The organism is Curtobacterium sp. MCLR17_043 (genome assembly GCF_003224215.1).
Taxonomy (GTDB): Bacteria; Actinomycetota; Actinomycetes; order Actinomycetales; family Microbacteriaceae; genus Curtobacterium; species Curtobacterium flaccumfaciens.
Genome location: NZ_QKLH01000014.1, coordinates 79,234 through 105,683 on the forward strand (window position 1 = coordinate 79,234; position 26,450 = coordinate 105,683).

The window sequence follows — 26,450 nt, forward strand, 5'->3', positions numbered from 1 at the left end:
GCCCGCCAGCGTCAGAGCTTGAACGTCGCCTTCGGGATGTCGGACACGATGCGGCGGGCGGTGCGGACGGCGTCCTCCTCCGAGACCTGGTGCGTGACCACGAGCGACGCCAGGTACGCCGCGTCCGCCCGCCGCGCCATGTCGTGCCGCGCGGGGATGGAGCAGTACGCGCGGGTGTCGTCGATGAACCCGGAGGTCTTGGTGAACGACGCGGAGTCGGTGACGGCCGACCGGTAGCGCCCGATGGCCGCCGGGGTGTCGATGAACCACCACGGCGCGCCCGCGTACACGGCGGGGTAGAAGCCCGCCAGCGGCCCGATCTCGCGCGAGAAGACGGTCTCGTCGACGGTGAAGAGCACGAGGTGGAACCCGGGAGCGGTGCCGAAGGACTCGAGGAGCGGCCGGAGCGGCTCGGTGAAGGACCCGACGGCCGGCAGGTCGTGCCCGGTGTCCGGCCCGAAGCGCTCGAGCGTCGGGGTGTGGTGGTTCCGGATCACCCCGGGGTGCAGCTGCATGACGAGGCCGTCCTCGACGCTCATCTCCGCCCAGCGGTAGAGCATGTCGTGCCGGTACGCCGTCGCCTCGGCCTCGGTGACCGAGGACGCATCGCGCATCGCCGCCGCGTGGATGCGCTCCCGCTCGTTCGACGGCAGGGGAGCGGAGCCCGCGTCGAGCACCCCGGTGTCCGTGGCGGTCGCACCGTGCTCGATGAAGGAGTGGCGACGTGCGCGGAGAGCCGCCAGCAGCCCTGCGTGGGTGCCCGTGTCGATGCCGGCGGCCTCGCCGATCGACGCGACCACGGGCCTCCAGTCCGACCGCGTCGGGTCGAACACGGCGTCCGCGCGGAACGTGGGGAGCACCCGGCCGGTGAAGCCGGGGTCCGCGGCGAGCTGCGCGTGCGCAGCGAGGTCGTCCGCCGGGCCGTCCGTGGTGGCGAGGACCTCGATGCCGAAGGCGTCGAAGAGCGCGCGTGGCCGGAAGGCGGGCGACGCCAGCAGGCCGGCGATGTGGTCGTACTGGTCGTCCGCGTTCGCCGCGGACGGCGCCTGGTCGAGCCCGAACACGTCGTGCAGCTCCGTCTCGAACCAGTAGCGCACGGGGGTCCCGAGGAAGTCGTCCCAGTGCTCCGCCAGCTGCCGCCAGATGGCACGGCCTGGAGGAACGGGGCTGGTTCCCGACCGGTCCGCGCGTCCCAGCGCGGCCAGGTCCACCCCGTTCGCGTGCAGCAGGCGGAGCACGTAGTGGTCGGGCGTGATGAGCAGCGACGCAGGGTCGCTGAACGGCTGGTCCGAGGCGATCAGCGCCGCGTCGACGTGCCCGTGCGGCGAGATGATCGGGGCGTCCTTGACCGCCTCGTACACGGTGCGTGCCACGGCTCGCGCTCCGGGATCGGCGGGGAACAGCCGGTCGGGGTGCGGTGCGAGCCGGGTGGGGGTGCTGGTGCGGGTCATCATCGACTCCTTCGGGGACGGCGAGTTCGAGTGGTGCGAGTGTGGGGCGGCGGGATTTCCGGATCAGGCGGTTCCGGCACGGGGTGCCGGTCCGGTCGACTCGCGCACGGTCAGGTGGGTGGGCAGGGCGACGGCGCCGGACATGTGCTCCCCGGGCAGTTCGTCGGCGGGCAGCGCGCCGAGCCGTCCGAGCAGCATCCGGATCGCGACCCGGCCGGCCCGCTCGATCGGCGAGGTCATCGTGGTGAGCGGCGGGTTGCAGAAGTCAGCGCCGAAGATGTCGTCGCAACCGACGATGCTCATGTCCTCGGGGACGCGGACTCCGCGCTCCCGCAGCCGGGCGAGCATCCCGATGGCGATCAGGTCGTTGAAGGCGATGCACGCGGTCGCACCGGCGTGCACGGCGGCGTCGGCGGCCGCCGCGCCGGAGTCGACGAAGGGTGCGTGCGGCCCGACCCGGGCGACGCGGATCCCCAGGCGCTTGGCGACCTGCACGAGGGCGCGCCACCGACGCTCGTTCGACCACGAGCTGTCCGGCCCGGCGACGTACAGGATCTCCCGGTGTCCGAGCGACACCAGGTGCTGCACCGCCTGCTCCACCCCGCCGGGGGTGTCGATGAGCACCGATGGCACGCCGGTGGGTCGGCGGTTCACCACGACCAGGGGGATCCGCTCGGCGAACCGTGCGATCTGCGCGTCGGACAGTCGTGACGCCGTGAGCACGACCCCGTCGGCCTTCGCCCCCACGGCGGTGAGTGCGGCCATCTCGGCGTCGGCGGACTCCTCGGTGTCGACGAGCAGCTGCGTCCAGCCGGCCCCGGCGAGCTGGTGCTGGGTGCCGCGGATGACGTCGAAGTAGAAGGGGTTCGTGATGTCGGACACGAGCACGGCGACGGCGCGGGTGCGGCCGGAGGTCAGTGCCCGGGCCTGCGAGTTGGCGACGTAGCCGAGCTCGCGGGCCGCCCGCTGGATGCGCTCCTGGGTGACGGGGTTGACCCGGTCGGGCAGGGACAGGGCGCGGGAGACGGTGGACGCGGCGACCCCGGTGGCGTCGGCGATGTCGCGGATGGTGACGCGACGCGCGGCACCAGCGGCGGTGCCGGCAGCGCGAGCACCAGCGGCGCCCGCGCCAGCGGCGCTACCAGCAGCGCCCGCGGCACCGCCCGTGCGCCCGCCGCCGTCCGTCGAGAGGTCCTTCACGAGGCCGAACGTATTCGCGTCTGGCAACAAGTGGCAACCGGTTGCCGCATGTTGCCAACGGCGGAACAGTGGTGCCACCGAGCAGCGCCGCTCGGAGGAGGTCTCGAGGAGGAAACCCCCGTGAAGACGCGAAGACTGCAAGTCCGCACCCTCGTCGGTGCCGTCGCCGTGGTCGCCCTCACCGCACTGTCCCTGCAGGGATGTGCCGTGGTGAACGGCAGCGGCGACGACCCGAACACCCTCCGCGTGATGATGGGCGCGGACACCACCTACCCCAAGGAACGCAAGCAGTGGCAGCGGGAGACCGCCGCCGAGTTCAAGCGCACGACCGGTGCGGACATCCAGTGGGAGACCTACTCGTCCGCGCAGGAGGAACTGACCGCGATCCAGACGAGCGTCATCTCCGGGCAGGGCCCCGACGTCTACGCGATCGGCAGCACCTTCACCCCGACCGCGTACGCCACCGGTGCCTTCGTCGAGATGGGCACGAAGGAGTGGGACGCGATCGGCGGCAAGGACCAGTTCGACCCCGCGTCGTTCGGCATCTCCGGTCCGAGTGCGTCGAAGCAGATCGGGATCCCGTTCGCCAGCCGTCCGTTCGTGATGGCGGTGAACAAGGACCTGCTCGCCAAGGCGGGGATCACCGACATGCCCACGACGTGGGACGAGCTCACCGCCGACGCGAAGGCCACCACGGGTGACGGTCGCCACGGAATGGCGATCGCCTACGCCGACGGCTTCGACCCCTGGAAGTTCGTGTGGGGGATGGCCCAGAACGCCGGCAACACGATCGTCGACGGTTCGAAGGCCGAGATCGACAGCGAGGCCGTCGAGAACGCCTACCGCACCTACTTCGACTGGGTCACGAAGGACGGCGTCGTCGACCCGGCCGCGATCGGTTGGAACAACGCCCAGGCCCTCGCGCAGTTCACCGAGGGCAAGGCCGCGTTCTTCCCGATGACGACCACCACCGCCATCAACTCCTTCACGGACACCAAGGTCGACGGCAAGTACGAGTTCGCCCTGCTGCCCACCGTCCCGCCGGGGGCGTCCGAGCGGCCGTCCGACGGGATCGAGGCCGCCAGCATCCTGTCCGGCGACAACTGGGTCGTCGCCGACTACGGCACCAAGCAGGAGCTGTCGTACGCGTTCGTCAAGCAGCTCAGCGCCCCGAAGGCCCAGCTCGAGTACTACGACCTGTTCGGCAACCTGCCGACCAACGCGTCGGCCGCCGCCGACCTGGCAGCCGACAACCCGCAGCTCAAGCCGATCATCGACGCCGGCCGCCTGTCCAAGCCGACCGCGTTCACCGGCGCCTGGTCCGACATCCAGCTCGCCCTGGTCGACGTGGTCGTGCAGTCGATCCCGTCGCTGAAGTCCGGCGAGGTCACCGACGACCAGCTCCGCAAGCGACTGCAGGACGCCCAGAAGGACGCCCAGGCCACCCTCGACCGTCAGAAGAACGGAGGTCTGTGATGACCAGCACGCAGACCAGGCCCCGCACCGACGCGGCGCCGCCCCGGCCGGTCCGCCCGGCCGGCAAGACGCCCCTCTACAAACGCGAGCGCCCGCTGTGGATGCTCCTGCCCGGCGGGGTCCTCATGCTCGCCGTCATCGTGGTGCCGCTCCTGGTGGGCTTCTGGATCGCGATGCTCGACCTCGACCAGTACACGCTCCGCCAGTGGTTCAGCGCTCCGTTCGTCGGGTTCGCCAACTTCACCGAGGCGTTCACGAACTCGCCGCTGCTGCACTCCATCTGGATCTCGGTGTCGCTGTCGGTGCTCGTCACCGCGGTGACCGTGCCGATCGGGGTCGCCGCCGCGATCTCGACGCAGAACCGGTTCCCCGGTCGCGGGCTCGTCCGATCGATCTACCTGATCCCGTACGTGCTCCCGGCATTCGTCGTCGGCACGTTCTTCCGCACGATGCTCCAGCCGCAGGGGGTCGTGAACTCGATCCTGCACACCGACGTGCTGTGGCTGAACGGCTCGGCGTCGTACTGGGCGCTCGCCGGCGTGATGATCTGGACGAGCTGGCCCTTCGTCTACCTGCTGTCCCTGGCCGGACTGCAGGCCGTGGACAACGAGGTGCACGAGGCCGCCGCGCTCGACGGGGTGACCTGGTGGGCGAAGCTGCGGTACATCATCTTCCCGTACCTGCGCGGACCCCTCAGCCTCGCGGTGATCATCTCGATCCTGCACAACATCAACAACTTCACGCTGCCGTTCGTGCTGTTCGGCATCCCGCTGCCGTCCAGCGTCGAGGTGATGCCCGTCCTGACGTACATCGCGAGCTTCCAGTCGTTCCGCTTCGGCCTGTCCGCAGCGATGGCGATCTGCTCGCTCGTGATCGTGGCGATCCCGCTGTTCGTCTACCTGCGGGCGGTCAAGCTCGACACCGGCGACGACGCCGGCCCCAACCGGAAGCAGCGTCGCGCCGACCGCGCCACGCTCGCCGCCGCCCCGACCGCCGCCGACATCGACGGAGCACGCGCATGACCACCCCGAGCACGTCCTTCAGCACCCGCACCCGCCCCACCGCGACGCTCACCGAGAGCATCACGACCGGCAACGGCGGGCGACGGAGCAAGCGTCCCTACGACACCGACGTCACCCGGCTGCTGCCGCGCTGGCTGCTCGTCACCGTCATCGCGGTGATCATCGCGTTCATCGCCGTGCCGGTGCTCTACATCCTGTTCGGCTCCGTCAACTCCGACGTCGCCGTCGCCCGCGGCGAGTACTTCCCGTCCGAGTTCACGCTGTCGAACTACGTCGAGATCTGGTCCACCGTCGCCCTCGGCGAGGGACTGGTGAACTCGATGCTCACCGCCGGTGCCGTCGCCGTCGCGAGCGCCGCGCTCGCCGTGTCCACGGCCTACGTGCTCGTCCGGTTCCGGTTCCTCGGGCGGCTGACCATCCTGCGTGGGCTCCTCGCGCTGCAGTCGATCCCCGGCACGCTCCTGCTCCTGCCGGTCTTCGTGGTGTTCTCGAACATCGCCAGCGCCACCGGCGTGCAGATCATCGGCACCCGCTGGGGCCTGTTCGTCACCTACCTGACCTTCGCCCTGCCGTTCTCGACGTGGGTGATGGTCACCTACCTGCGCGGCCTGCCGAAGGAACTCGAGGAAGCGGCGCGCATCGACGGCGCCAGCTCGACGAAGATCCTGACGAAGATCGTCCTCCCGCTGTCGTGGCCCGGCATCGTCGTGTCCGCGATCTTCGCCTTCCTGCTCGGCTGGAACGACGTCCTGTTCTCCACGATCATGACGACCCCGAACACCCGGACGGTCGCCGTGGTCCTGCAGGTGCTCGGCACCACCCAGGAGGGCGGCGCCGTCCCGATCTACGGCCAGATGATGGCCGCCTCGATCGTCTGCGCCGTCCCCGTCGTCGCCCTGTACCTGATCTTCCAGCGCTACCTGGTCGGCGGGCTCACCGCCGGCTCCGTCAAGTAGCGCTGTGCAGTCTGCCGACTTGTCCACAGACTGCCTGGAGGCGCGATGCCAGCCCGCCCCGCGCCTCCAGTCTGGTCGCATGAAGGGAATGCAATGACCCAGCCCAGTTGGGAACTCTCCGGTTTCGGCGACGAGATCGACGCCGATCCGGTCGTCCAGGTCGCGGTCCTCCAGGCGCTCGGCGCGAGCGCCATCGAGGTCCGCAGCGCCTGGGGCGTCAACGTCGTCGACCTCGACGAGGACCAGCTCGCCGGACTCCACCGGCTGCTCGACGAGCGCGGGCAGACCGTGTCCGCGATCGCCTCGCCGATCGGCAAGGTGCCCGTCGACGAACCCGTCGAGCACGAGGTGTCACGGCTCGCCCGTGCGATCCGTGCCGCGCACGCCCTCGGCACGACGAACATCCGGATCTTCTCGTTCTACTTCGAGGGCCGCAGCCCCGACGACGTCCGCGACGACGTCCTCGTCCGGATGCGGGCGCTGGCCGACCTCGCCGAGCGCGAAGGCGTGACCCTGCTGCACGAGAACGAGAAGGACATCTACGGCGACGTCCCCGCGCGGGTGCTCGACATCGTCGAGAGCGTCGGGTCCCCGGCGCTCCGCCTGGCCTGGGACAACGCGAACTACGTGCAGTGCGGCGTCCGGCCCTTCACCGACGGCTGGGAGCAGCTCGCCCCGTACGTCGACTACCTGCAGGTCAAGGACGCCCTCGCCGCCGACTCGTCGGTGGTCCCCGCGGGCGAGGGTGACGGCGAACTGCTCCAGACCCTCACCGCGCTCCGCGACGCCGGCTACTCCGGGTACGCCTCGCTCGAGCCGCACCTCAGCGACTTCACCTCCCTCGGCGGGTTCTCCGGCCCCGCGGCCTTCGGTCGTGCCGGCCGGGCCTTCCGCACCCTCACCGACCAGATCGGAGTCACCCTGCGATGACCGAACCCACCAACCCGCTCCGCCTGGCCGTCGTCGGCGCCGGTGTCATCGGACGCCACCACGCCACCGTCGCCGTCCACCACCCCGACCTGCAGGTCGTCGCCCTCGTCGACGCCGTGCCCGAAGCCGCCACGAGCGCAGCCGACGCAATCGAGGCGATGGGCGTCGCCCGCCCGATCACGACGTCCACCATCGAGGAGGCGATCGAACAGACCGACATCGACGTCGTCGCGATCTGCTCGCCGTCCGGCATGCACGTGCAGCTCGCCGAGGCCGCCCTGGCCGCCGGCAAGCACGTCGTCATCGAGAAGCCGCTCGACACCACGATGCCCCGGGCCCGGCAGATCGCGGCGCTCGCCGCAGACGCTCGTGACCGCGGGCTCGTCACGAGCGTCATCAGCCAGCACCGCTTCGACCCGGCGTCGGCAGCCGTCGCCCGGGCCGCGCACGACGGCGGGTTCGGCACCGTGACCTCGGGGCTCGCGAGCGTCGCGTGGTACCGGTCGCAGGGGTACTACGACTCCGGTGACTGGCGCGGCACCTGGGCGCTCGACGGCGGCGGCGCGGTGATGAACCAGGGCGTGCACACCGTCGACCTGCTCGTCTGGGCGCTCGGTCGTCCGGTCGAGATCTCCGCGCAGACCGGCCTGCTCGCGCACGACCGGATCGAGGTCGAGGACACCGCCGTCGCCACCGTCCGGTTCGCCGGCGGGGCGCTCGGGGTCGTCCACTGCACGACCGCCGCGTACCCGGGGCTCTCCGCCCGGTACGCCGTGTACGGCACGCACGGCTCCGCCATCGTCGACGACGACCGGCTCGCGTACTTCCACATCGCCCCGGACACCGCCACGCTCGAGTCCGCGTCCACCACGTCGAACGCCACCGCGGTCGCCGGTGCGGTCGACCAGAAGGACCAGATCGTCCCGCCCGAGCACGTCGTCGGCGGCCCGGCCGAACCCGACCACTTCGCCGCGGGGCACGCTCGGCAGTACACGGACATCGTCGACGCGATCCGGCAGGGCCGCGAACCGGGTGTCACCGTCGATGCGGCCCTCGTGTCGCTCGCCACCGTCCGCGGGCTCTACGTCAGCGCGACGCTCGGACACCCCGTGCGCATCGACGACGTGATCGAGGGGAAGTACGACGATGTGGTGCCGGTCGTCGGCACACCCGCCACCGCCAGCGCGACCGAAGGAGCCACCCGATGAAGTTCTCCGTGTTCACCGCCTCCACCCCCGACTGGACCCCGTCCGAAGCCGCCGAGACCCTGGCCGCACAGGGCTGGGACGGCATCGAGTGGCGCATCGTCGACGACCGCCCGGCCGACGGCGCCGAGGTCCCCGCCGAGCGGTCGTTCTGGGCGGGCAACAACTCGACGTGGCAGTACACCGGCATCCGCGACCGGGTCGGCGAAATCGCCCGGGTCACCGACGCAGCCGGGCTCGAGTACTCGGGCATCGGCGGCTACCAGCCGGCTGCCGACCACGACGGCGTCGAGACCATGCTGCGCGTGACCAGCGAACTCGGCGCCCGGCAGGTCCGCGTCACGATGCCGCACTACCGTGCCGAGCAGGAACGCACCGGCGAGACCTACCCGCAGCTCTTCGACCGCACCCGCGCCGACCTCGAGTGGGTCGCGTCGCGTGCGTCGGAGCTCGGCGTGAAAGCACTCGTCGAGCTGCACCACATGACGATCACGCCGTCGGCCTCCGCGGCACTGCGACTGATCGACGGTCTCGACCCCGCACACGTCGGCGTCATCCACGACCTCGGCAACCTCGTGATCGAGGGGTACGAGGACCACCTCGCCGCGTTCGAACTGCTCGGGCCGTACCTGGCACACGCCCACGTGAAGAACGCCCGCTGGGTGGACACCGGCGACACCCGTGCCGACGGCAGTTCGATCTGGCAGCACGAGTGGGCACCCCTGCGCACCGGCCAGGCGTCGGTGTCCGAGTACCTCGACGCGCTCCGCCAGGTCGGGTACGACGGGTGGGTCACCATCGAGGACTTCTCCACCGACCTCCCGCTCGAGACCCGCACCGCCGACAACCTGGCGTACCTCCGCTCCCTCGTACCGGTGTCGGCATGACCGATCGGCGTCCGGGCATCGTCCACCTGGGGGTGGGCGCGTTCGCTCGTGCCCACCTCGCCTGGTACACCGCCCACACCACGGGGGAGCCGTGGGGCATCACCGCCTTCACCGGCCGCTCGCCCGCGGCCGCGGATGCGTTGGCCGCGCAGGACTGCCGGTACACGCTCGTCACCCGAGCCGCGTCCGGCGACGGAGCCGAGGTGGTCGACACGATCGTGGCCGCCCACCCGGGCAGCGACGACACGGCCTGGAGGCACGTGGTCGCGTCCCCCGAGACGACCATCGTCACGCTGACGGTCACCGAGCAGGGCTACCGGCCCGGTTCCGACGTGCCGTCGCGGCTGGTCGCGGGGCTCGACGCCCGCCGTGCCGCCGGCTCCGGGCGCATCGCGCTGGTCAGTCTCGACAACCTGACGCACAACGGGGCGGTCCTGCGGGACGCCGTGCTCGACGCCGTCACTGACGACGCCCTGCGCGACTGGATCGAGGCGAACGTCACGTTCCCGAGCTCGATGGTCGACCGGATCACCCCGGCCACCACCGACGACGACGTCGTGCGCCTCTCGGAACTGCCGGGTGCGCTCGCCGGAGACCGGGTCCCCGTCGTCACCGAGCCGTTCGCGGAGTGGGTGCTCGAGGACGCCTTCGACGGGATCGACCGCCCCGCGTGGGAGACCGCCGGGGTGCGCATCGTCGACGACGTCACCCCGTACGAGCAGCGGAAGCTCTGGCTGCTGAACGGCTCGCACTCGCTCCTCGCCTACCTGGGATTGCAGCTCGGCCACGACACCGTGGCCGAGGCGATGGACGACCCGGTCTGCCGCAGCGCCGTCGAGCAGCTCTGGGACGAAGCCGCGCTCGAGCTCCCGCTGCCCGAGGCCGAGGTCAGAGAAGCCCGCACGGCCCTGGTCGAACGGTTCGCCAACCCGCGCATCCGGCACACCCTGCGGCAGATCGCGTCCGGCGGCTCGCAGAAGCTGCCCGTCCGTGTCGTCGACGTCGTGCGGCACCGGCTCGCCCGCGACCCCTCGGCCGGCATCGGCACCGGAGCGGCCACCGCCCTCGCCGCATGGTGGTTGCACGTCACCGAGCAGTCCGACCTGGTGGACGACCCCGGTGCCCCGGGGCCAGACTCGGACGTGCACGACGTCCTGGCCGCCATCGCGCCCGAACTCGACACCACCCCCGTGGTCGCCGCCGTGACGGCGGCGGCCGACCGCATCCGCACCGCCGCGGCACGCGCCCGCGAACGCTCCAACGGAGGAGTCCACGCATGACCGACACGAACACCACGAACCCCGCGGCCCCGGTCCCCGGTGCCACCGACAGCGGGCCGGCCGAGACCACCGCCGGCCGTCCGGACACCTGGGCCTCGGCGGACCGCGGCCAGCTGATCGAGCGGGCCGAGGTCATCGTGACCAGCCCGAACCGGAACTTCGTGACGCTCAAGCTCACCACGGCCGACGGCGTCACCGGGCTCGGCGACGCCACCCTGAACGGCCGCGAGCTCGCGGTCTCCGCCTACCTGTCCGAGCACGTCGTCCCGCTGCTCGTCGGCCGTGACGCCAGCCGCATCGAGGACGCCTGGCAGTTCCTGTACCGGTCGTCGTACTGGCGCCGTGGTCCGGTCACCATGGCCGCGATCGCGGCCGTCGACATGGCCCTCTGGGACATCAAGGCGAAGGTCGCCGGGATGCCGCTGTACCAGCTGCTCGGCGGGGCATCGCGCACCGGGCTCATGGCGTACGGCCACGCCTCGGGCAAGGAGCTGCCCGAGCTGTTCGACTCCATCCGCGAGCACCAGGAAGAGGGCTACCGCTCGATCCGCGTGCAGACCGGTGTCCCCGGCCTCGAGTCCATCTACGGCATCGCGTCGAACAGGACCACCGAGGGCAACGCCGGAGTCCGCTACGACTTCGAGCCCGCCCAGCGTGGTGCGTACCCGGCGATGGAGGACTGGGACACCCGCGCCTACCTGCGCCACGTGCCCACCGTGTTCGAGGCCGTCCGCAACGAGTTCGGCCCCGAACTGCCGCTGCTGCACGACGGCCACCACCGGATGACCCCGCTGCAGGCCGCCAAGCTCGGCAAGTCGCTCGAGCCGTACGACCTGTTCTGGCTCGAGGACTGCACCCCCGCCGAGAACCAGGAGGCCCTGAAGCTCGTCCGGCAGCACACCACGACGCCGCTGGCGATCGGGGAGGTCTTCAACACCATCTGGGACTTCAAGGACATCATCCGCGACCAGCTCATCGACTACGTCCGCGGTGCCGTCACGCACATGGGCGGCGTCACCCCGCTCAAGAAGACGATGGAGTACGCGGCGCTGTACCAGGTCAAGTCCGGCTTCCACGGGCCGACCGACATCTCCCCGGTGGGCCTTGCCGCGCAGATGCACCTCGGGCTCGCGATCCACAACTTCGGCATCCAGGAGTACATGCAGCACGGACCGCAGACCAACCAGGTGTTCCACCAGACGTTCACGTTCACCGACGGCTACCTGCACCCGGGGGACGAGCCGGGCCTCGGGGTCAGCCTCGACGTCGACGAGGCCGGCAAGTACCCCTACGAGCAGGCGTACCTGCCGTTCAACCGCCTGGCCGACGGCACCGTCCACGACTGGTAGTACCCGGCATCCTGGCTGGCACAGTGGTCGCATGGAGTTCGCGGACGTCGCCAGGGAGCTGTTGCTCGTCGCGCCGCAGGACTTCGTCGCCGAGCGCACCGCACGGCAGCGCGCGGTGCGGAAGGACGACCGTGCCCTCGCGACCGAGATCGGGAAGCTCCGGAAGCCCGCCCCGGCCGCATGGGTGATCGACCTGCTCGCCCACGACGGTGCCCTCGACGACGCCGTCGACCTCGGACCGGCGCTCCGCAAGGCGCAGGCCGACGCCGACCCCGACGCGATCCGGACCCTCCGTCGGCAGCGCACCGAGGTCGTCGACGCCCTCGCGCAGGCCGGTGCGGACCTGGCGTCCGACGCCGGACACCCCGTCACCCCGGCGGTGCTCGAGCAGGTCCGATCGACGATCGAGGCGGCGATGGCAGACCCGCACGCCGGCGCGGCCGTCCGGTCGGGGCTGCTCGTGACGGCGCTCGAGAGCGTGGGGTTCGACGCAGTCGACCTCGACGGGGCGCTCGCGGATCCGGACGCGGTGCCCGATGCCTGGTCCGGCAGCGATGCCCCACCCATCCCCATCTCCCAGGCGAGGGGTGCGCGGAAGGCGAGCCGTGCCTCCAGGCCCGCGCAGCGTGACGCTCCGGAACCGGACGCCGAACCCGAACCCGAACCCGAACCCGAACCCGAACCGAAGCGCGACCCGGCTGCCGACCGGAAGGCCGCGCGCCAGGCCGAGACCGCAGCGCGCACGGAGTCCCGCGATGCCGACGCCGCACTCGACACCGCCGAGGCCGATCTCGAACAGGCGGAGGAGCGCCGCGCGGAGCTCCGGCGTGCCCTCGAGCAGGCCGAGGCCGAGATCACCCGGCTCGAGGCAGCCCGCGACGACGCTGAGGCGGCGAGCGACCGGGCGCGCGACGTCCTCCACGCCGCGCAGGAGCACCGGCGGGAGGTCGGCCGCTGAGCCGTCCGGCGCGACCTCATCACCTCGGATGAAAAGCGGCCGCACGGCTCGGTCCCCGTCCGGCGAGGCCCATACGCTCGCGTCATGACCTCCTTCCTCCGCCGGTACCGGCACCTGCTGGCTCCCGCCGCCGGCGCCGTGTACCTCGTGCTCTGGATCGTCGCCGAAGCCGGACGCGCGGGGCTCGCCGACCACGTCGTCGTCGTGTCGGCCTTCGCCGTCGCCATCGGCCTCGCCGCGTGGATGCCCGCGACCGCGCTCGGACTGGTCGTCGGCATCTCGCTCCTGCAGACGGCCCGGCTGCTCACCCGGCCGACCGACACGACCTGGCCGGAGTACCTGGCGATCGCGATCGTCGTCGGCATCGTCGGCGCCGGTCGGTCCGACCTGCTCCGCTACGTGGCGGTCCCCGTGCTCCTGCTCGCGAGTGCGGCAGCCGCCTGGGCGATGGCGGTCCCGACCGCTGCCGACCAGGACGTCTGGGGCAGCTGGGTGGGGAACTCCGGCGGGACCCGGTCCGACCTCGTCACGATCACCTTCGCGTTCGTCGGGGTCAGCGGTGTCGCCTGGGCGGTCGGCGTGGCCATCGGTGCCGCGTGGCGGATCGGCCTCGCCCGGGTCCGGGTGGTCGAGGCGCAACGCCGCACCGAGGTGACCACCACCGAACTCCGGGCCGAGCAGGACCGCGCGCGGATCGCCCGCGACGTGCACGACTCGCTCGCCCACTCACTGGCCGTCGTCGTGTCCCAGGCCCAGGGTGCCGCGGCCATCGCCGTGCGGGACGAACACGCCGCCCGGGCGCTGCAGGACATCGCCGACGTGAGCCGCTCGGCGCTGGGGGACGTCCGGGCCCTGGTGGAACGCATCCAGGCGAGCGACGACGCCGACCGTCACGGGCTGCTCGACGTCCCCGACCTGGTCGAGGACATGCGGGAGCTCGGGATGACCGCGACGTTCGAGGAGCACGGCGCTGGGTTGCTGTCCGCGGGCAGCGCCAGCGCGGTCCACCGGATCGTGCAGGAGAGCCTGACGAACGTGCTGAAGCACCAGGGCCGGACAGCGACGGCCCGGGTGGCGCTGGACTGGCGCGGCCCGGGGCTCGGCGTCGTCGTGACGTCACGGGGGACCGAACCCCTCGTCGAGCTCGACGGTGTCGGGTCCGGTGTCGCCGGGATGCAGGAGCGTGCCCGACTGGCCGGCGGCTGGCTGCGTGCCGGTGTCGGCGACACCCCGGACGAGTGGGTCGTCACCGCGTGGCTGCCGACGACCGCCGCGGTGCCGACCACGGCGACGGCGGACACCGACACGGACACCGAGGCCGGCACCGACACCGAGGCCGTCCAGCCGGAGCACGTCCGATGAGCGCCGTCCGCGTCGCCGTCGCCGACGACCAGCGGCTGTTCGCCACCGGGATGCAGATGCTCGTCGATGCCCAGGACGACATGACCTGCGTCGGGACCGCCGGCGACGGTGCCGCCGCCCTCGAGCTCTGCGCCGCCGAACACCCCGACGTGCTGCTGCTCGACCTGCGGATGCCGGTCATGAACGGCATCGAGGCCCTGACGCGGCTCGCCGCGTCGACCCAGGACCGCCCGCGGGTCGTCGCGCTCACGACCATCCGCCGCGACGACGCCGTGCTCGCTGCTCTCCGCGCCGGCGCCGCAGCGTTCCTGACGAAGGACGCTCTGCCCGAGGTCGTCACCGCGACCATCCGCGACGTGCACGCGGGCCGACCTGCACCGACGGAAGCGGAGGCGCTGGACCTCCTGCGCGCGCAGGGCACCCCGGCCGTGACCGATCGGCGCGACGAGGTGCTCGACGCGCTGACGGCTCGCGAGCGCGAGGTCTTCCTGCTCGTCGCGAAGGGGCTCAGCAACGCCGAGATCGCCGAGTCGGTCTTCCTGAGCGACGCCACCGTGAAGACCCACGTCCGCGCCGTCCTGACGAAGCTCGGACTCCGGAACCGGATCCAGGTCGTCATCACCGCACACGAACGCGGCCTCGTCCGCGCCTAGGGGGAACCATGCAGATCACGAACCGCGTCGCGAAGACCGGCACCCTCGTCGTCGTCCTCGCCGGACTGGCCACCGCCGTCGTCCACGGGCTGCCCGAACGCGCCGACGTCGCGGTCGCACCCACCGTCGAACAGGACAGCACGGCGTGGGCGATGCCGCTCGACGCCTTCGTCGCACCGGCCTCGTCGAAGACCACGTACGCGGAGGACCTCGTGGCCGAGCCCTGCCTGCGGAAGGCCGGCATCGACGACCCGGCTCCCTGGGCGACCGCGGCCGGGCTGCAGGCCGACGACGACGCGGCCGACACCGCCGCCCGGGCGAACCCCGCACCCGCACTCGCGACCACCCGGCCCCTCACCACGGCGCTCGCCGAGGCCCGCGGTTACCACGGGCCGTCCGTCGCCGGTGCGAACCAGGAGGGCATGCGGAAGTGGGGCTACGACCCGGACCGCGAGGCCGCGTTCGCCGCGCTCCCGGACGACGTGGCCGCCCGCTGCTGGAAGGCAGCCCGGAAGACGCTCGGCACCACGCTGCGCGGCACCGAGCAGACCGCGTCCGAACTGGCCCAGCGCCTGACGTACCTGGCGGCGCTGGACGCACGCCAGGACGACCCGGTCCGCACGGCCGCGGCCGGGTGGCGCACCTGCATGGCGCCGTCCGGTGTGCCGGACCTGCCGGAGGGTCCGGAGGGCATGCCGACCCCCTCGATGCACGTCAGCGCCCGTGACGGCGACCAGGTCGTCCTGTTCTCGGACGATCCGGGGAAGGCCGAGGTCGCCGTCGCCGAACGGGACGTTGCGTGCCAGGAGTCATCCGGCTACCGCAGCGCGTTGTACGCGGCGGAGTGGGAACGGCTGCTGCACGTCACCGCGACCGACGCGGCCGTGCTCCGGAAGGGTTCGACGCGGCAGCCGCAGGTGGACGCCCGCCTCGACCGGGTGATCGCGCGGCTCGCGCCGGCAGCACCGACGGACGTCGACTGACGCGGCGGTCGCGGGGAGCGGTCGTGGGGGGAGCGCCCCGCGCCCACCGCGTGGGGACGACGGACGGGAGGCCCGTGGCAGGACCGCCACGGGCCTCCCGTCCGTCCCGGTGTGCGTCCGGATCGTGACGCGCGACACGCCCGGACGGCCCTGCTAGACTCAATCCCTGACTTCGGCGAGGGCTGCGTACGCGCGGCCGTGATCGACGCGGTGGGATACCCGGCAAGACCCTGGGATCGTTCCTCACGCGTGCACGCGTTCGAGTTGCAACACCACAGACCCCCACGATGCCGGCACCCCGGCGTCGTCCCCGACACCAGGAGGCACCATGGCCGACTACACCAAGCTCGCAGCGGAAGTCCGCACCAAGTTCGGCAAGGGCGCTGCTCGCAAGCTCCGCGCGGCCGACAAGATCCCCGCGGTCGTCTACGGCCACGGCACCGAGCCGAAGCACATCTCGCTGCCCGGTCACGAGACCATGCTGCTCGTCCGTACCGCCAACGCGGTCGTCGACCTCGACATCGAGGGCGCTGCGCAGCTCGCCCTCGTCAAGGACGTCCAGCGTGACCCGGTGCGCCAGATCATCGAGCACATCGACCTCGTGGTCCTCCGCCGCGGCGAGAAGGTCACGGTCGACGTGCCCGTCGTCATCGAGGGCGAGTCCTTCTCCGGCACCATCCACGTGCAGGACCTCAACACGATCTCGCTGCTCGTGCTCGCCACCGACATCCCGGAGCACGTCTCCGTGAACGTCGAGGGCCTCGAGGACGGCGTGCAGATCCACGCCGCGCAGCTCGAGCTCCCCGAGGGCGCCGAGCTCGAGACCGACCCCGAGGCGCTGGTCGTCGCGATCGTCACCCCGCGTGGCACCGCTGACGACGACGCTGCGGACGAGGCCTCGGCCGAGGCCGGCGCCGAGTCGGGTGCCGAGGGCGCCGCGGACTCCGAGTAACACCCCTTCGAAGACATCTGGTCGACGCTGTGACGGATCACATCCTCGTGGTGGTCGGGCTCGGGAACCCCGGGCCCGACTACGCCGGCAACCGCCACAACGTCGGCCAGATGGTCCTCGACGAACTCGCCTCCCGCATGGGAGCGACGTTCAAGAAGCACAAGACGCCGAACCAGGTCGCCGAGGGGCGCCTGGTGCCCGGCGGCACACGACTCGTGCTGGCGAAGCCCGGGTCGTTCATGAACACCTCGGGCGGGCCGGTCTCCTCGGTGCTCGGGTTCTACAGCGCCACCCCGGCCGACCTCGTCGTCGTGCACGACGAGCTCGACCTGCCGTTCGACACCGTCCGCCTGAAGGGCAGTGGCGGGCACGGCGGGCACAACGGGCTGCGCGACATCATCAAGGCCACCGGCACGAACGAGTTCATGCGCGTCCGGGTCGGCATCGGGCGTCCCCCCGGTCGGCAGGACCCGGCCGACTACGTGCTGCGTGACTTCTCCGCAGCCGAGAAGAAGACGCTGCCGATCCTGCTGGCCGACGCCGCGGACGCGGTACAGGCGATCGCCGAGGTCGGGCTGCTCGCCGCACAGCAGCGCGTGCACGCTCCGTCCTGAGCGCTCCGTGCCGGGCGTCGGCGCTGTTCGCCCGTCGCGCACGTCGCGGCCGGTGTCGGTGGCGGCCGGTACCATCTCCTGAGTGACGATCTCGGGCATCATCCCTGCGCTCTCGCGCGCCTCCGCCTTCGATCGCGTGCTGCGCGCCGCACCGCGCGACGCCGACTTCTCCGTCGTGGACGGCCTGCGCGTGCCGCTGCTCGGCGCGCTGCTCGCCGAGCGCAACGGCCCGCAGTGCGTCCTCGTCATCACGGCGACCGGGCGTGAAGCCGAGGCGGTCCGCGAAGCGTTCGGCAGCTACGTCCCCGGCGCCGACGTGCTCGAGTTCCCGGCGTGGGAGACCCTGCCGCACGAACGCCTCAGCCCGAGTGCCCAGACCGTCGGCACGCGGATCGCGACGCTCCGGAAGCTCGCGGCGTGGCAGGCGGCGGACCCGGCCGAGCGCCGCCAGACCATCGTCGTCGCGAGCGTCCGCGCCGCGCTGCAGCCGATCGCGAGCAACCTGACCTCTCTGGCGCCGGTGGTGCTGCGGACCGACTCGCGGGGCAACGACCTGGCTGCGATCGCGTCCCAGCTGGTGGACCTCGCCTACTCGCGTGTCGACCTCGTCACACGCCGTGGTGAGTTCGCGGTGCGCGGTGGCATCCTCGACGTCTTCCCGCCGACGGCCGACCACCCGGCACGCGTCGACTTCTTCGGCGACGAGATCGAGGCGATCAAGGCGTTCTCCGTCGCCGACCAGCGCACGACCGAGGACGACCTCGGCTCGGTCGAGCTGACCGCCTCGCGCGAACTCCTGCTCAGCGACGACGTCCGGCAGCGGGCGCGCGAGATGCTGCACGAGTTCCCGAACCTGTCGCAGATGCTCGCGAAGATCGCCGAGGGCATCCCAATCGAGGGCATGGAGTCCCTCGCCCCGGCGCTCGTGCAGGACCTCGTGCCGATGACCTCCTACCTGCCGGACGACGCCACCATCGCGGTGTTCTCGCCCGAGCGGGTGAACGGCCGCGCGAACAGCCTCGCCGAGACGAACACCGAGTTCCTGCAGGCGGCCTGGAGTGCAGCGGTCGCCGGTGCCCAGGCCCCGATCGACCTCGACGCGGGCAACTTCCTGACCGTGCAGCAGCTCAAGAACACCCGCGGGCAGCGCACCTGGTGGACGGTGTCGCCGTTCGACTCCGGCCTCGACGAAGGGGACACCGAGCGCGTCCTCACCGACGCCGAGGCCGCTGCCGAGGCCGGCGAGTACATCCGCGTCCGGGCCGAGGCCGTCCCGAGCTTCGCCGGCAGCGCCGACGGGGCGATCGCGCACGTCAAGTCGCTGACCGACGACGGGTGGGCCGTCGTGGTGACCGCGCAGGGCCAGGGCCTCGTCGAGCGTGCGGTGCAGGTGCTCGCCGACGCCGGGGTCGCCGCCCGTGCCGCAGCGGTCGACGCGCCGCCCGAGCCGGGGTTCGCCGTCGTGACGACCGCGACCGTCGAGCACGGCTTCGCGATCCCCGACCCCCGCATCGCGGTCCTGAGCGAGGCGGAGTTCTACGGCCGCAGCGTCCAGCAGGGCGCCCGCACCGTCAAGAAGCTCGCGAGCCGCCGCAAGAACGTCGTCGACCCGCTGCAGCTCAAGCCGGGCGACGTCGTCGTGCACGCGACCCACGGCATCGGCAAGTTCGTCGAGCTCGTCAGCCGCGAGGTCTCCAGCGGCGGCCGCAACGCCGTGAAGACGCAGCGCGAGTACCTCGTGCTCGAGTACGCGCCGTCGAAGCGCAACTACCCGGGCGACAAGCTCTTCGTGCCGACCGACCAGCTCGACCAGCTGTCGCGCTACGTCGGTGGCGAGTCCCCGACCCTGTCGAAGATGGGCGGATCGGACTGGTCCGCCGCCAAGTCGAAGGCCCGCAAGGCCGTCCGCGACATCGCCGTCGACCTGGTCAAGCTGTACTCGGCGCGGATGGCGTCGAAGGGGCACGCGTTCGGCCCGGACACCCCGTGGCAGCGCGAGCTGGAAGAGGCGTTCCCGTTCGCCGAGACCGCCGACCAGCTCACCACGATCGACGAGATCAAGCGCGACATGGAACGCCCGATCCCGATGGACCGCCTGCTGTCCGGTGACGTCGGCTACGGCAAGACCGAGGTCGCGATCCGTGCCGCGTTCAAGGCCGTGCAGGACGGCAAGCAGGTCGTCATGCTCGTCCCGACGACCCTGCTCGTCCGCCAGCACATGGAGACGTTCCAGGAGCGCTTCGCCGGGTTTCCCGTGCACCTGCGCGCCCTGAGCCGGTTCCAGACCGAGAAGGAGTCGAAGGAGACGATCGCCGGGCTCGCCGACGGCACGGTCGACATCGTCATCGCGACCCACCGGATCCTGTCGCAGGGCATCACCTTCAAGGACGTCGGGCTCGTCATCATCGACGAGGAACAGCGGTTCGGGGTCGAGCACAAGGACCAGCTCAAGAAGTTCAAGACGAACGTCGACGTCCTGGCGATGTCGGCGACCCCGATCCCGCGCTCGCTCGAGATGGCGGTCACGGGCATCCGCGAGATGTCGACCCTGGCCACCCCGCCCGAGGACCGCCACCCGATCCTGACCTTCGTCGGCCCGCAGTCCGACCTGCAGGTGGCGGCGGCGATCCGCCGCGAGCTGCTGCGCGAGGGCCAGGTGTTCTACGTGCACAACCGCGTGAAGGACATCCAGTCGGTCGCAGCGCACCTGGCCGAGATCGTGCCGGACGCCCGCATCGCCGTGGCGCACGGGCAGATGTCGGAGACCGCCCTCGAGCAGGTCATGGTCGACTTCTGGGAGCGCCGCTTCGACGTCCTCGTCTCGACGACGATCATCGAGACCGGCCTGGACATCGCGAACGCGAACACGCTCATCATCGACAAGGCGGACAAGTACGGCCTGTCGCAGCTGCACCAGCTGCGCGGTCGTGTCGGCCGTGGGCGGGAGCGCGGGTACGCGTACTTCCTCTACGACTCCGACAAGCCGCTCTCCGAGACCGCCCAGGACCGCCTCGAGACCATCGCCGCGAACAACGAGCTCGGCGCGGGCATGCAGGTCGCCATGAAGGACCTCGAGATCCGCGGGGCCGGCAACCTGCTCGGCGGGGAGCAGTCCGGCCACATCGCGGGCGTCGGGTTCGACCTGTACCTGCGGATGATCGGCGAGGCGGTGTCGCAGTTCCGTGGCGACGTCGCCGAGGGGCAGACCGAGCTCCGGCTCGAGATCCCCGTCGACGCGCACATCCCCGAGGACTACGTCGAGTCCGAGCGACTCCGGCTCGAGGCGTACCAGAAGCTGTCGGCGGCCTCGGCCCCGACGGCGCAGCCGAACGCGATCGACATGGTGCTCGACGAGCTCACCGACCGCTACGGGCAGCCGCCGCAGGCTGTTCAGACCCTGGTCGAGGTCTCCCGCCTCCGTCGCATGGCGCAGCAGGTCGGCCTGTCCGACGTCGTGGTGATGGGCTCGAACCTGCGGGTCGCCGGCAAGGAACTCGCCGACTCGTCGCAGGTGCGCCTGAAGCGCATGTTCCCGGGTGCGCGCTGGTTCCCGCAGCAGAACGCGACGAGCATCCCGATGCCGCGTCCGCACGACCAGGCGCTGCCGGACGATGCCCTCATCCAGTGGGTGGAGAGCATCCTCACCGCCGTCTACGGGGCGACGACCCCCGCAGAGGCGCCGGCCGCGTAGCCGCGAGCGGAGACGGACAGGAGGCACGGTGCGGGCCCGCACCGTGCCTCCAGGCCGTCCGCGGCCCACGTCCACAGCGCGCGCGCCGTTCGCGACGATCCACGCGTCGAACGACGCGTGCCCTGTCGCGGAACGGGTGTGAACCCCGGCCCGCGACCCGCTACTCGGTGTCCTCGGCCTCGGACAGCTCGCGGCGCGCGCGGTACGCCCGCGCTCGCAGGGTGACGACGACCGCCGACGCGACGATGGCGATGCCCGAGCCGACGAGCACGGCGAGGACGCCCTCGTCGAGGATCTCCTCGTTGCGGGCGAACGCCAGCTCGTTCATGAGCAGGGACACCGTGAACCCGATGCCGCCGAGCACGCCGACGGTGATGATCGAGAAGAACGACAGCGACGAGCGGCCGGGCGAGCGGAAGATCCGCGTGGCGATCGTGCCGAACAGCGTGATGCCGATCACCTTGCCGACCGGCAGCGCGAGGACGACCGCCCAGAACGTGGGGGAGAGCTCGCTGATGCCGACCGAGGGGATGATGACGGCAGCCGACGCGAACGCGAACACCGGCAGCACGATGGCGTTCGACCACGGCTCGACGTTCTCGTGCAGGGTGTGGCCCGGGCGGCGGGGCAGCACGAGCCCGAGGGCGACGCCGGCGATGGTGGCGTGCACACCGGAGTGGTAGACGAGCCACCAGGTCAGGAGCCCGACCACGACCATCGCCACGATGATCAACGTCTGCCCGCTGCGCCCCGGACGGAGCATCCGGCCGAGCAGCCAGAACACCGCGAGGGTGACGACAGCGCCCGCGAGGGCCAGGAAGTCGGTGTCGTGCGCGAACACCACGGCGATGATGATGATCGCGATGAGGTCGTCGAGCACGGCCAGCGCGAGCAGGAACACCCGGATGCCGCTCGGCAGCCCGCGACCGAACATGGCGAGCACCCCGAGCGCGAACGCGATGTCCGTCGCCGTCGGGATCGGCCAACCGTGCGTGTACTGCGTGCCCGCGGTGACGAGCAGGAAGATGCCGGCCGGGACGAGCACGCCGCCGACCGCCGCGATGGCGGGGATGATCGCGGTCTTGGGGTTCGACAGCTCGCCGTCGACGAGTTCCTGCTTGAGCTCGATCGCGACGAGCAGGAAGAAGACCGCGAGCAGCCCGTCGCTGATCCAGTGCGCGATCGACAGGTCGAGGCCGAGGGCACCGAGCGGCAGGTGCGCGTCGAGCAGCCGTTCGAGGCCGGGGCCGATCGGGGAGTTCGCCACGACCAGGCCGAGCACGGCGGCGGTGAGGAGCGCGATGGCGCTGAAGCGGGGGGAGCGGACGAGGGACGACATGGATCTCCGTCTCGAGGGGTCGGGTGAGTGTCCGTCGACCAGACTTCCCGACACACCACGACCAGTCTACGCGGGTGGCACGATGACCTGATGACCGCCGTACCGGACCTCGTGACCGTCGTCGACCGCCTGCTCGCCGAGGACGGCGGGTGCGTCTGGAACCGGGCGCAGACCCACGCCTCGCTCGCCCGCTACGCCGTCGAGGAGTCGTACGAACTCGTCGACGCCATCGACGACGGCGACCCGGACGACGTCCGCGAGGAACTCGGCGACCTGCTCTACCAGGTGGTCCTGCACGCGGGGATCGCTGCCCGCGCGGGGGACTTCACCCTCGAGGACGTCGCCGCCGGGGTCCGGGACAAGATGACCAGGCGGCACCCGCACGTCTTCGGCGACGAGACCGCGGACACCGTCGAGGACGTCGTGCGGGTCTGGCGTGCGGCCAAGGCGGCCGAGAAGGCGAGCCGGCGGAGTGCGTTCGACGGGGTGCCGCGGGCGATGCCGCCGCTGGAGCGCGCGGTGAAGCTGCTGGAACGCCTGGAGGAACGTGGGGACGCCGACGCAGTCGTCGCGTCCGTCGTCGGGGCCGGTTCCGGCGTCGGGTTCGGGGCTGGGGCCGGGTTCGGCTCCGGCGCCGGCCTGGAGGCCCGTGGTGCGTCCGCCCTGCCCGCTGCGGACGACGGGGTGGGCACGGTCGACGCCGAGTGGGGGCGGGCGGTGCTCGGGGAGGTCGCGGCTGCGGCGGGACGCGGGGTGGACGCGGTCGCGAGTCTGCGTGCCGCGGTGTCGGCGCTCGAGGAGGCCGGTCGCGCCGCGGAGTGATCCCCGGTCGGGAGATCGCTCCGGGCAGGGGAGAACGGGCGCCCTCCCAACCCGAAAAAGAGAGGGCGCCCGTGAGCGGGCGTCGGCTCCACCAGGGAGAGGGGCCGACAGGGAAGCCCGCTCGAACCGCGGGACGCACTGCAGCACGTCGCCCCGCGAATCGGTCCGGAGCGTGGATCAGGCACGATCCGGACCGAGGTTCTGCATGCAGTATGCCAGTGGGTCGGCAGGCGCGCAAGCCGGAGACGCCCGTCTGCCAGAATTGACCGCATGGCAACGACCGTGACGGCACCCCGTGGCATGCGTGACTTCCTCCCGGCGGACAAGGCCCGGCGCGAGCACGTGCTCGGTGTCGTGCGGGACGTCTACTCGCGGCACGGTTTCGACGAGATCGAGACCCCGGTGGTGGAGGATGCTGCGCGGCTGCACTCCGGGCTCGGCGGCGACAACGAGAAGCTGGCGTTCGCGGTGATGAAGCGCGGCCTCACCACCGAGGACCTGCAGGCGGCCGAAGCGCCGCTGGACCTCGCCGACCTCGGTCTCCGGTTCGACCTGACGGTCCCGCTGGCCCGGTTCTACGCCTCGCACCGTGCGGAGCTGCCGTCGGTGTTCCGGTCCGTGCAGATCGCGCCGGTCTGGCGTGCCGAGCGCCCGCAGAAGGGTCGCTACCGCCAGTTCGTGCAGTGCGACATCGACATCCTGGGGGAGCCCGGGCAGCTCGCCGAGATCGAGCTCATCCGCGCGACGACCGCGGCCCTCGACGCCCTCGGGGTCCGCGGCACGACGATCCGGATCAACGACCGCCGGATCCTGCTGGCGCTCCTCGCGTCGTGGGGGATCACCGAGCCGGCCGCCGCGGACCGCGCGCTCATCACGATCGACAAGCTCGACAAGATCGGTGCGGACGGCGTCGCGGCGGAGCTCCGCAGCACCGTGGGTGCCGACCTGCCCGGGCTCGAGGACACCATCCGCGCGCTCGAGGCCGCCGACTGGACGTCGGTCGAGGGGGCGCCGTGGCTCGACGCCGAGGCCTTCGCCGACCTGCTCCGCCTGCGCGAGGCGCTGCCCGGGGTGGACCTGCGCTTCGACCCGACGCTCGTGCGCGGCATGGGCTACTACACGGGCACGATCTTCGAGGTCGCGCACCCGGACTTCGGCTACAGCCTCGGTGGCGGCGGCCGGTACGACGGGATGATCGGCCGGTTCCTCGGGCAGGACGTCCCCGCGGTCGGGTTCTCGCTCGGGTTCGAGCGGCTCGTCGACCTCGTGACCCTCCCGGAGTCCGCCGAGGCCGACGCCGTCGTGCTCGTGTACGACAAGGACGTCGACCCGGTCCGGCTCGCCGCGCTGAAGACCGAGGCGCTGGCGTCCCACCGACGCGTCCGGCTCGAGCGCCGCACGAAGAACACGAAGAACCTGCTCGCCGGCCTCGCCGCCCAGGGCTTCACGGCGTTCGCGACCGTCTCGGCGGACACCGCGTCGCTCGAGGGCGTCGAGTTCCGCCCGCTCGACTGAGCACCCAGTCCTCGTTCCAGCACGGACTCGTCCACAGCGGGGCGTCACGGCCGACGTCGTGTTCACCTCCGCTCGCTAGGATCGACACCGCAATCACCACAACCAATGTGTAGGGAGTACCCCGTGGCCCTGATCGATGCCGTAGGCGCACGCGAAGTCCTCGATTCCCGAGGCAACCCGACGGTCGAGGTCGAGGTCCTCCTCGACGACGGCGTCGTGTCCCGCGCGCTCGTCCCGTCCGGTGCATCCACCGGCGCGTTCGAGGCGTACGAGCTGCGCGACGGCGACGCCTCGCGCTACGGCGGCAAGGGCGTGCTCAAGGCCGTCGACGCCGTCCTCGACGAGATCGGCCCGGCGCTCGAGGGCTTCGACGCCACCGACCAGCGCCTCGTCGACGCCGCGCTCATCGAGCTCGACGGCACCGAGAACAAGTCCCGCCTCGGCGCGAACGCGATCCTCGGTGCCTCGCTCGCCGTGGCCCGTGCTGCAGCCGACTCGGTCGACCTGCCGCTCTTCCGTTACCTCGGCGGCCCGAACGCGCACACGCTGCCCGTCCCGCTGATGAACGTCGTCAACGGTGGTGCCCACGCGGACACCAACGTCGACATCCAGGAGTTCTTCCTGGTGCCCTACGGCGCCGAGTCCTTCTCTGAGGCACTCCGCTGGGGCGTCGAGACCTACCACGCCCTCAAGGGCGAGCTGAAGAAGCAGGGCCTGGCCACCGGCCTCGGCGACGAGGGCGGCTTCGCGCCGGAGCTCGCGTCGAACCGCGCGGCGCTCGACTTCCTGCTCACCGCGATCGAGAAGGCCGGCTACACGCCCGGCAAGGACATCGCCGTCGGCCTCGACGTCGCGTCCACTGAGTTCTTCTCGGACGGCAAGTACCAGTTCGAGGGCAAGCAGCTCTCGAGCCAGGAGTTCACCTCCTACTTCGCCGAGCTCGTCGCGAACTACCCCCTCGTCACCATCGAGGACCCGCTGGCCGAGGACGACTGGGAGGGCTGGTCGCACCTGACCGCCGAGCTCGGCGACAAGGTCCAGATCGTCGGCGACGACCTGTTCGTCACCAACCCGAAGCGCCTGCAGCGGGGCATCGACGAGAAGGCCGCGAACTCGATCCTCGTCAAGGTCAACCAGATCGGCACGCTCACCGAGACCCTCGACGCGGTCTCGCTCGCGCACCGTCACGGCCTGACCTCGATCCTGTCGCACCGCTCCGGCGAGACCGAGGACACCACGATCGCGGACATCGCGGTCGCGGTCGACGGTGGTCAGATCAAGACCGGCGCCCCGGCCCGCTCGGACCGCGTCGCGAAGTACAACCAGCTGCTCCGCATCGAGGAAGAGCTCGGCGACGCCGCGGTGTACGCCGGTCGCTCGGCCTTCCCGCGCGCCGCGTCGCTGTAACCAGTCGCTCAGCAGTACCCGCACCACCGAGACGCCGTCCTCCTCCAGGAGGGCGGCGTCTCGTCGTCTGTGCCGCCCCGGAGCGCCGAGCGGTCGGGACGTGCCGCGCGCGCTGCGTCGAGTGGTCGCGAGTCGTCGGCTGGCCCGGGCCCGGCCGACAGGACGTGACCACCGGACGTGCGCCGGGCGGTGTGTGGTGACCACTCCGGGTGCGGGGCGGACGGACGGGCCGGAGCCGTGCCTCCCGGCTGCCTCGATCGGACCCGGACCCGCCCGCCGTCGGCGTGACGCCGTCGTGTCAGCCTGACGCCGCGAAGTCCGTGAGACGCCGCCGAATCCGGAGGCGTCTCGAGGAGACGACGGCGTCTTCTGCTGGGCAGCACCGTGGGACGCGAGAC

The 26,450-nt window shown here is 71.5% G+C and carries 21 protein-coding genes; 18 read left to right on the top strand and 3 right to left on the bottom strand.

Annotation, left to right across the window (positions count from 1 at the left end; genetic code table 11):
* Window positions 1–11 precede the first annotated feature (11 nt).
* Together uxaC and DEJ03_RS13905 are read right to left on the bottom strand one after the other, a co-directional pair.
* Entirely contained in the window at window positions 12–1,451 is a 1,440-nt protein-coding gene (gene uxaC / locus DEJ03_RS13900) for a glucuronate isomerase (RefSeq protein ID WP_110865072.1), read from the bottom strand.
* 63 nt (window positions 1,452–1,514) lie between these two features.
* Window positions 1,515–2,651: a LacI family DNA-binding transcriptional regulator gene (locus DEJ03_RS13905; RefSeq protein WP_181422726.1), complete on the bottom strand. Its 1,137-nt coding sequence runs from the start codon at window positions 2,649–2,651 to the stop codon at window positions 1,515–1,517.
* A 120-nt stretch (window positions 2,652–2,771) separates the two neighbouring features.
* On the opposite strand from DEJ03_RS13905, the gene DEJ03_RS13915 reads away from it, so the two are divergent.
* From DEJ03_RS13915 to mfd, 15 genes are all read left to right on the top strand, one after another.
* On the top strand, window positions 2,772–4,127 hold the full coding sequence (locus DEJ03_RS13915) for an ABC transporter substrate-binding protein (RefSeq protein ID WP_181422727.1): 1,356 nt from the start codon (window positions 2,772–2,774) through the stop codon (window positions 4,125–4,127).
* Window positions 4,127–5,149 (top strand): carbohydrate ABC transporter permease, encoded by a 1,023-nt coding sequence (locus tag DEJ03_RS13920; protein ID WP_027464479.1) that lies wholly within the window; start codon window positions 4,127–4,129, stop codon window positions 5,147–5,149. The genes DEJ03_RS13915 and DEJ03_RS13920 overlap by 1 nt, the downstream gene beginning before the upstream one ends.
* Complete coding sequence (locus DEJ03_RS13925; RefSeq protein WP_220032947.1) at window positions 5,146–6,105, top strand: carbohydrate ABC transporter permease; 960 nt, start codon at window positions 5,146–5,148, stop codon at window positions 6,103–6,105. The genes DEJ03_RS13920 and DEJ03_RS13925 overlap by 4 nt, the downstream gene beginning before the upstream one ends.
* A 93-nt stretch (window positions 6,106–6,198) precedes the next feature.
* Entirely contained in the window at window positions 6,199–7,035 is an 837-nt protein-coding gene (locus tag DEJ03_RS13930; protein WP_110865038.1) for a sugar phosphate isomerase/epimerase, read from the top strand.
* Window positions 7,032–8,243, top strand: coding sequence for a Gfo/Idh/MocA family protein (locus tag DEJ03_RS13935; protein ID WP_110865039.1), 1,212 nt, complete (start codon window positions 7,032–7,034; stop codon window positions 8,241–8,243). Before DEJ03_RS13930 ends, DEJ03_RS13935 begins: the two co-directional genes overlap by 4 nt.
* Entirely contained in the window at window positions 8,240–9,127 is an 888-nt protein-coding gene (locus DEJ03_RS13940; protein ID WP_110865040.1) for a sugar phosphate isomerase/epimerase, read from the top strand. The genes DEJ03_RS13935 and DEJ03_RS13940 overlap by 4 nt, the downstream gene beginning before the upstream one ends.
* Window positions 9,124–10,407 (top strand): mannitol dehydrogenase family protein, encoded by a 1,284-nt coding sequence (locus DEJ03_RS13945; RefSeq protein ID WP_110865041.1) that lies wholly within the window; start codon window positions 9,124–9,126, stop codon window positions 10,405–10,407. The genes DEJ03_RS13940 and DEJ03_RS13945 overlap by 4 nt, the downstream gene beginning before the upstream one ends.
* The gene (manD, locus tag DEJ03_RS13950; protein ID WP_246521547.1) at window positions 10,404–11,756 is read left to right on the top strand and encodes a D-mannonate dehydratase ManD; all 1,353 of its coding nucleotides are present in this window, start codon (window positions 10,404–10,406) and stop codon (window positions 11,754–11,756) included. The genes DEJ03_RS13945 and manD overlap by 4 nt, the downstream gene beginning before the upstream one ends.
* 31 nt (window positions 11,757–11,787) lie before the next feature.
* Window positions 11,788–12,714, top strand: coding sequence for a hypothetical protein (locus DEJ03_RS13955; RefSeq protein WP_110865042.1), 927 nt, complete (start codon window positions 11,788–11,790; stop codon window positions 12,712–12,714).
* Between the two features lie 84 nt (window positions 12,715–12,798).
* The gene (locus DEJ03_RS13960; protein WP_110865043.1) at window positions 12,799–14,076 is read left to right on the top strand and encodes a sensor histidine kinase; all 1,278 of its coding nucleotides are present in this window, start codon (window positions 12,799–12,801) and stop codon (window positions 14,074–14,076) included.
* Window positions 14,073–14,729, top strand: a complete 657-nt coding sequence (locus DEJ03_RS13965) for a response regulator transcription factor (protein ID WP_110865044.1) — start codon at window positions 14,073–14,075, stop codon at window positions 14,727–14,729. Before DEJ03_RS13960 ends, DEJ03_RS13965 begins: the two co-directional genes overlap by 4 nt.
* Before the next feature lie 8 nt (window positions 14,730–14,737).
* Entirely contained in the window at window positions 14,738–15,712 is a 975-nt protein-coding gene (locus tag DEJ03_RS13970; RefSeq protein WP_146237735.1) for a hypothetical protein, read from the top strand.
* A gap of 328 nt (window positions 15,713–16,040) precedes the next feature.
* Window positions 16,041–16,664, top strand: a complete 624-nt coding sequence (locus tag DEJ03_RS13975; RefSeq protein ID WP_071405234.1) for a 50S ribosomal protein L25/general stress protein Ctc — start codon at window positions 16,041–16,043, stop codon at window positions 16,662–16,664.
* Window positions 16,665–16,693: 29 nt separating this feature from the next.
* On the top strand, window positions 16,694–17,278 hold the full coding sequence (gene pth, locus DEJ03_RS13980) for an aminoacyl-tRNA hydrolase (RefSeq protein WP_110865046.1): 585 nt from the start codon (window positions 16,694–16,696) through the stop codon (window positions 17,276–17,278).
* Between the two features lie 82 nt (window positions 17,279–17,360).
* Window positions 17,361–20,969, top strand: a complete 3,609-nt coding sequence (gene mfd, locus DEJ03_RS13985) for a transcription-repair coupling factor (RefSeq protein ID WP_110865047.1) — start codon at window positions 17,361–17,363, stop codon at window positions 20,967–20,969.
* 160 nt (window positions 20,970–21,129) lie between these two features.
* Here the strand turns inward: mfd and nhaA are convergent, their stop codons facing one another.
* Window positions 21,130–22,308, bottom strand: a complete 1,179-nt coding sequence (gene nhaA / locus DEJ03_RS13990) for a Na+/H+ antiporter NhaA (protein ID WP_110865048.1) — start codon at window positions 22,306–22,308, stop codon at window positions 21,130–21,132.
* Between the two features lie 90 nt (window positions 22,309–22,398).
* On the opposite strand from nhaA, the gene DEJ03_RS13995 reads away from it, so the two are divergent.
* The 3 genes from DEJ03_RS13995 (at window position 22,399) to eno (ending at window position 26,052) form a co-directional block, all read left to right on the top strand.
* Window positions 22,399–23,130, top strand: a complete 732-nt coding sequence (locus tag DEJ03_RS13995) for a MazG family protein (protein ID WP_110865049.1) — start codon at window positions 22,399–22,401, stop codon at window positions 23,128–23,130.
* Between the two features lie 270 nt (window positions 23,131–23,400).
* Window positions 23,401–24,645, top strand: coding sequence for a histidine--tRNA ligase (hisS, locus tag DEJ03_RS14000; protein WP_110865050.1), 1,245 nt, complete (start codon window positions 23,401–23,403; stop codon window positions 24,643–24,645).
* Window positions 24,646–24,768: 123 nt separating this feature from the next.
* Window positions 24,769–26,052 (top strand): phosphopyruvate hydratase, encoded by a 1,284-nt coding sequence (gene eno / locus DEJ03_RS14005; protein ID WP_027464494.1) that lies wholly within the window; start codon window positions 24,769–24,771, stop codon window positions 26,050–26,052.
* Window positions 26,053–26,450: the final 398 nt, after the last annotated feature.